This is a genomic window from Propionivibrio sp., from assembly GCF_017995515.1.
In the GTDB taxonomy this organism is placed as follows: domain Bacteria; phylum Pseudomonadota; class Gammaproteobacteria; order Burkholderiales; family Rhodocyclaceae; genus Propionivibrio.
Window position 1 is genome coordinate 1249 of record NZ_JAGOIT010000134.1, and the last position, 6136, is coordinate 7384.

Here is a 6136-nt window from a genome sequence, read left to right on the forward strand (position 1 = left end):
TGGCGTTGCACACCCTACGGCTGCTACCAGGCCCCAGGGAGTGCTGTGGCGTGGCCTGGAAATGCTCGTAACAATTTCTTGTCCATTGTCACAAGCTTTGCGTCAAGTTTCATGGCGAGTGCAACAAATTCGCAGTCATATGCGGAGCAGTCGCTATTACGCACGAGCTCAAGCACGGAGAGCGAGTCAACCTCGAACTCCGAGCCTTCGAGCAAACTTTCGGCTTCTCTTTGCAGGCTGTTTGCCTGTTCAAAAGAAATGGTCTTGCGCCGCATGCAGCCTGCCAATATGTTGCGGAACTCGCTACGCCAAAGGACCGGCGCCGCCCAGTCGGGGGTTTGTTGCAGGAGTTCTTCAGCTGCCGAGGTGTATTCGCCGGGGAGATACAAATATGCAAGCACATTGGTGTCAACCACGATCATGGCCGCCCCTCACGCTTCGCGGCATCGATATCGCGTGCGTGAAATTTTCCTTGCGATAGTGCTGCGCGTAGCTCACGTGCACGCGCCAACCTTTCGTCTGGCATTATCCTTGTCGGGAGCAATACGGATTCAAGGCATACAATTGCCTCGCTGTTTAAACTGCGACGGTGTATCTCCGCAGAGAGCTTCAGTCGCTCGTACACGGAGTCTGGAATGTTCTTTAAAGTCAGTGTCGTCGGCATGGCGATCTCCTTTCAAAACGATACCATTTTGGTTCCGTTCCGCCACCAAGGTCAAGTTGGGAAAACAGTGGGAAAACAGCGCGGTAGGGTGCGCAAATCTCATTTGCGCACCGAAGGAAGCAGGAACGGTGCGCAACGCTTGGCGTTGCACACCCTACGGCTGCTGAATGCACAAGTCCATCGCCGTCAGGTGAGCCGATGTTCATTCCGAAAAATCAGCATTCCGGACTTCCTGGATTCTTCAAATACCGGTCGAACCCATTTTTTTCCGGGTTTTTGAGCGGGGATAAACGATGTATAGTCACAACTTGATGCGAAAACCGAACTAATCGAGAAATTCTGGATTGTTGCCATGCGCAGAAAATTGCCCGGAACGGACTTGCTGATCGCCTTTGAAACCGCCGCACGTCACCAGAGCTTTACGCGCGCGGCCGAGGAGTTGTCGCTGACGCAGAGCGCGGTTTGTCGCCAGATATCGGCGCTCGAGGAGTTCCTTGGCGTGCAGCTGTTCAACCGCATCAAGAAGCGCGTGTTGCTTTCCGAAGCCGGACAGCTCTACGCGCGGCAGATCCGCGCGAGCTTGCGCCAGATCGAGCACGATACGTTGTCGTTGATGGCGCATCGCGGTGCCGGCGGCGTGCTCGAACTTGCGGTCATTCCGACCTTCGCGACGCGCTGGCTGATCCCAAGGCTGGGCGATTTCAGTACGGCGCATCCGGGGATTACGCTCGATTTGGCGACGCGCGCCGAGCCGTTCATCTTCGCCGACACGCCGTTCGATGCGGCGATCCACTGCGGCGGGCCGATCTGGCCGGGCGCGCACGCGGAGTTTCTGTTTGGCGAGGAGTTGGTGCCGGTGTGCAGCCCCGCCTTGTTGAAGGGACGAACGCAGGTCGATCCGGCCGAATTGGCACAGCTACCGCTGCTGCATCAGTCGGCGCGCCCGGATGCCTGGCGCGAGTGGTTTGCGGTGGCGGGGCTGGAAAACGTCAATGCGATGGGCGGCGCGCGCTACGAGCTGTTTTCGATGCTCGTCGAGGCGGCCCGCGCCGGGCTGGGGGTGGCGCTGGTGCCGCGCTTCTTCGTGATCGGCGAGATGGCGTCGGGCCAGTTGCTGACGCCGTGCCCCTGCGTGCTGCACAACCAGCGCAGCTACTACTTCGTGTATCCCGAGAGCAAGGCGGATTCGGTGCCGCTCGCGGCTTTCCGCGAGTGGATGCGCGGGCAGGCCGCGGCTTACCGTGAGTTGGCCGGGGTGTGGATCAACCCGGCCGCGCCGCAGGCGGCGCTCAGCACAGGATGAGATTGTCGCGGTGGATGATTTCCGGCTCGTCGACGTAGCCGAGGATGTCTTCGATGTCCTGGCTGGCGTGGCGGGCAATGCGCCGCGAATCGCTGCTGCCGTAGTTGGCCAGGCCGCGCGCGACTTCCCTGCCTTCCGGTGAGATGCAGGCGACGGCGGCGCCGCGTTCGAATTCGCCCTGCACTTCGACGACGCCGATCGGCAGCAGGCTCTTGCCGTCGGCCAGCGCCTTCACGGCGCCGCCGTCGAGCAGCAGGCGACCGCTCAGTTGCAGGTGATCGGCGAGCCAGATCTTGCGCGCGTTGAGCGGCTGCGTCTGCGCGACGAGGAGCGTGCCGATCGGCTCGCCCTGGCCGAGGCGCGGCATCACGTTCTTCTCGCGGCCGCTGGCGATGACGGTGTGCGTGCCGCTGCTCGCCGCGCGCCTGGCCGCGATGATCTTGGTGATCATGCCGCCGGTGCCGATGCGCGTGCCGGCGCCGCCGGCCATCGCTTCCAGCGCCGGGTCGCCGGCCGTCGCTTCGCTGACCAGCGTGGCGTTCGGGTCCTTGCGCGGGTCGGCGGTGTACAAGCCTTTCTGGTCGGTGAGGATGACCAGTGCGTCGGCGTCGACGAGGTTGGCGACCAGCGCGCCGAGCGTGTCGTTGTCGCCGAACTTGATCTCGTCGGTGATCACCGTGTCGTTCTCGTTGATGATCGGCACGACGCCGAGGCCGAGCAGCGTCGTCAGCGTCGAGCGGGCGTTGAGGTAGCGCGTGCGGTCGGCCAGGTCCTCGTGCGTCAGCAGCACCTGCGCCGTGCGCAGGCCGTGGCGCGAGAAGGCGCTTTCATAGACCTGGACCAGCCCCATCTGGCCGACGGCGGCGCAGGCCTGCAGCTCATGCACGGCCTTCGGGCGCTTTTCCCAGCCGAGCCGTTGCATGCCGCAGGCGATGGCGCCGGAGGAAACCAGCACCACTTCCTTGTGGGCTTGGCGCAGCTGGGCGATCTGGCGTGCCCATTCGGTGATGGCGTTGAGGTCGAGTCCCTCGCCGTTGTTGGTAACGAGCGCGGAACCTACCTTGATGACGAGTCGTTTTGCGTCGGCAATGCGGGTCGTGGCCATGGCTATCTGGATGATTCGTTGTCGGAGTTGTCGGTTGCTTCGTCGTCGTCCGGGAAGAGTTCGTCCGGCGACGTTTCCTTGAGCGGCGGCGGGGGCGCCAGCGTGTCGAGCGCTTCCTGCAGCCTGTAGATCAGGGGGCGGCAACCGTCGCCGTTGATCGCGGAAATGCGGAAGCAGGGCGCGCCGCCCGTATCGTACGACGCGAGGAAGTCGGCGATGCGCTGCTCGCGCTCGTCCTCAGGAATCAGGTCGAGCTTGTTGAGCACCAGCCAGCGCGGCTTGGCGGCGAGTTCCGGGTTGTACTTCTCGAGCTCGCGCACGATCGCCTGGGCGTCGTGTACGGGGTTGGCTTCCGGGTCGGGCGGCGCAAGGTCGACGATGTGCAGCAGGACGCGCGTGCGCTCCAGGTGCTTGAGGAAGCGGATGCCGAGCCCGGCGCCGTCGGCGGCGCCTTCGATCAGGCCGGGAATGTCGGCGACGACGAAGCTCTTGGTGTCGCTGACGCGCACGACGCCGAGGTTCGGGTGCATCGTGGTGAACGGATAGTCGGCGACCTTCGGGCGCGCGGCCGAAACGGCGCGGATGAAGGTGCTCTTGCCGGCATTCGGCAAGCCGAGCAGGCCGACGTCGGCGAGCACGCGCAATTCGAGGCGAAGATCACGCTCTTCACCCGGTTCGCCCTGCGTGCATTGGCGCGGTGCGCGATTGGTGCTCGACTTGAAGTGGATGTTGCCAAGGCCGCCCTTGCCGCCGCGGGCAAGCAGGACCTTCTTGCCGTCGGCGTCGAGGTCGGCGACGATCTGGCCGGCGTTCTCGTCGGCGATCACGGTGCCGACCGGCACGTGCAACGTAATGTCGCTGCCGCCCTTGCCGTAGCAATCGCCCGAACCGCCGTTCTCGCCGCGTTGCGCAAGGAACTTGCGGGTGTAGCGATACTCGATCAAGGTGTTGAGGTTGCGGTCGGCGACGACGTAAACGCTGCCGCCGCGTCCGCCGTCGCCCCCGTTCGGGCCGCCTTCCGGCTCGTACTTCTCACGCCGGAACGAGACGATGCCGTTGCCGCCATTGCCAGCCGCAACATAGATTTTTGCCTCGTCGATGAACTTCATGAAACAGCCTCTTTCGGGAAAACCTGGACTACGCAGGGAACTACAAATGAAAAAGCCCTACCGCAAGGATAGGGCTTTTGCCGTTCATACGGTGCGCGACCGGGATGGTTACATCCTCACGCGGCCGGCGTGATGCTGACCGTGCGGCGGCGCTTTTCGCCCTTCAGCGTGAATTGCACGTGCCCTTCGATCAGCGCGAACAGCGTGTGGTCCTTGCCGATGCCGACGTTGACGCCCGGGTGGAACTCGGTGCCGCGCTGGCGGACGATGATGTTGCCGGCCGTGACCAGCTCGCCACCGTAGCGCTTCACGCCAAGGCGTTTCGATTCCGAGTCGCGGCCGTTACGGGAACTGCCGCCTGCTTTTTTGTGTGCCATGTCTTATTCCTTTCGTTTGGCCGACGATCAGGCCGAAATGCCGTCAATGCGGATTTCGGTGTAGTTCTGACGATGGCCCTGATGCTTCTGGTAATGCTTGCGGCGACGCATCTTGAAGATCGTTACCTTTTTGTGGCGGCCTTGCGAAAGCACAGTAGCCTTGACCGAAGCGCCGGAAACGAGCGGAGCGCCGATTTTTACGGACTCGCCTTCGCCGACCATCAGGATCTGGTCAAGGGTAATCTCTGCGCCAACTTCTGCCGGTATCTGTTCTATTTTCAGTTTTTCGCCAGCGGCAACGCGATATTGCTTGCCACCGGTTTTTATGACCGCGTACATGTTGGACTCCAAAACAAGAGAGTTTTTGAAACAAAGGACCGCGTATACTACAGAATTCCGTCGACAAGTCAAAGAGTTCCAGCGTCTATTTCCCGGTTTCCGGACTCGCTTCGCTTGACGGCGGGCAAGCGCCCCCCATAAGATTCGCAGGTTTTGTGCCAAGGCAGAGTGCGGTGAAACCCGAGCAGCTTTTCAACTTGATCGGACCAGATATGAAAGCAGTCGACGCGGTCATTCGCGCACGCCTGCATTCGGATGTGGTCCTCGTGCGGCAGGTCGCCGAGTACATCGTCAATGCCGGCGGCAAGCGTCTGCGCCCCGCCTTGGTATTGCTCAGCGCCGGCGCCCTGGGTTATCGCGGGGTGCATCATCACGAACTTGCGGCGGTTGTCGAGATGATCCATACGTCGACATTGCTGCACGATGATGTCGTTGATGAGTCTGACTTGCGGCGCGGCCGGGAAACGGCGAACGCGCTGTTCGGCAATGCGGCAAGTGTGCTGGTCGGCGACTTTCTCTACTCGCGTACTTTCCAGATGATGGTCGAAGTCGGCAGCATGCGCGTCATGCAGGTGCTGTCCGAGGCGACGAATATCATCGCCGAGGGCGAAGTCCTGCAATTGATGAATTGCCACGACGCCGACGTCGATGAGGCGCGTTACCTGCAAGTCATCCGCTTCAAAACGGCCAAGCTGTTCGAGGCGGCCGCGCAGGTCGGCGCCATCGTCGGCGGTGCGTCGGAAGAGCATGAGCGCAGTCTGGCCGCTTATGGCATGCACCTCGGAACGGCGTTCCAGATCATTGACGATGTTCTCGATTACTCGGGAGCGGAAGTCGAAACAGGCAAGCACCTTGGCGACGATCTGGCTGAAGGGAAACCGACACTGCCGTTGATTTACGTCATGCAGCACGGTAACGCTGAGCAAGCGGCGAGTGTCCGCCGCGCCATCGAAAACGGTGGGCGGGACGATTTTGCGTCGGTACTGGCAGCGATTCGTGCGACGGGCGCGCTTGATCATGCGAAAAAATGTGCCGAAGCCGAGGCGGCGCTCGCTGCACACTCGATTGAGTGCTTACCCGCTTCCACATACAAGGATTCTTTGCTAGAATTATGCCTCTTCGCTGTTGCGAGATCCTTCTAGGGTCTGTTCGGTGAATCGGTCGGGGCGTAGCTCAGCCTGGTAGAGTACTACGTTCGGGACGTAGGAGTCGGAGGTTCGAATCCTCTCGCCCCGACCA

The 6136-nt window shown here is 61.8% G+C and carries 9 protein-coding genes and 1 tRNA gene; 4 read left to right on the forward strand and 6 right to left on the reverse strand.

From position 1 onward, the window contains the following. Positions 1–23: 23 nt before the first annotated feature. Entirely contained in the window at positions 24–422 is a 399-nt protein-coding gene (locus tag KBA32_RS15565) for a type II toxin-antitoxin system VapC family toxin (RefSeq protein ID WP_294360817.1), read from the reverse strand. Next, the gene (locus KBA32_RS15570) at positions 419–664 is read right to left on the reverse strand and encodes an Arc family DNA-binding protein (RefSeq protein ID WP_294360820.1); all 246 of its coding nucleotides are present in this window, start codon (positions 662–664) and stop codon (positions 419–421) included. Before KBA32_RS15570 ends, KBA32_RS15565 begins: the two co-directional genes overlap by 4 nt. Between KBA32_RS15570 and KBA32_RS15575 the strand changes: the two genes are divergently transcribed. Both KBA32_RS15575 and gcvA read left to right on the forward strand, forming a co-directional pair. After that, the gene (locus KBA32_RS15575; protein WP_294360825.1) at positions 636–944 is read left to right on the forward strand and encodes a hypothetical protein; all 309 of its coding nucleotides are present in this window, start codon (positions 636–638) and stop codon (positions 942–944) included. The two genes, KBA32_RS15570 and KBA32_RS15575, sit on opposite strands and share 29 nt — an antisense overlap. A 72-nt stretch (positions 945–1016) precedes the next feature. After that, complete coding sequence (gcvA, locus tag KBA32_RS15580; RefSeq protein ID WP_294360827.1) at positions 1017–1967, forward strand: transcriptional regulator GcvA; 951 nt, start codon at positions 1017–1019, stop codon at positions 1965–1967. Here gcvA and proB read toward each other — a convergent pair. The 4 genes from proB to rplU all read right to left on the reverse strand — a co-directional run bounded on the left by proB (position 1954) and on the right by rplU (position 4897). Next, positions 1954–3072: a glutamate 5-kinase gene (gene proB / locus KBA32_RS15585; protein WP_294360829.1), complete on the reverse strand. Its 1119-nt coding sequence runs from the start codon at positions 3070–3072 to the stop codon at positions 1954–1956. The two genes, gcvA and proB, sit on opposite strands and share 14 nt — an antisense overlap. A 2-nt stretch (positions 3073–3074) precedes the next feature. Beyond that, positions 3075–4181 (reverse strand): Obg family GTPase CgtA, encoded by a 1107-nt coding sequence (gene cgtA, locus KBA32_RS15590; RefSeq protein ID WP_294360831.1) that lies wholly within the window; start codon positions 4179–4181, stop codon positions 3075–3077. Positions 4182–4297: 116 nt separating this feature from the next. After that, a complete protein-coding gene (gene rpmA, locus KBA32_RS15595) occupies positions 4298–4558 on the reverse strand; it encodes a 50S ribosomal protein L27 (protein WP_294360834.1) in 261 nt (86 codons plus the stop codon). A gap of 27 nt (positions 4559–4585) precedes the next feature. Next, positions 4586–4897, reverse strand: a complete 312-nt coding sequence (gene rplU, locus KBA32_RS15600) for a 50S ribosomal protein L21 (protein WP_294360837.1) — start codon at positions 4895–4897, stop codon at positions 4586–4588. A 212-nt stretch (positions 4898–5109) separates the two neighbouring features. Here rplU and KBA32_RS15605 point away from each other — a divergent pair, with 212 nt between their 5' ends. Both KBA32_RS15605 and KBA32_RS15610 read left to right on the forward strand, forming a co-directional pair. Next, a complete protein-coding gene (locus KBA32_RS15605; protein WP_367113790.1) occupies positions 5110–6039 on the forward strand; it encodes a polyprenyl synthetase family protein in 930 nt (309 codons plus the stop codon). A gap of 20 nt (positions 6040–6059) precedes the next feature. Then, positions 6060–6136 (forward strand) — tRNA-Pro (locus KBA32_RS15610).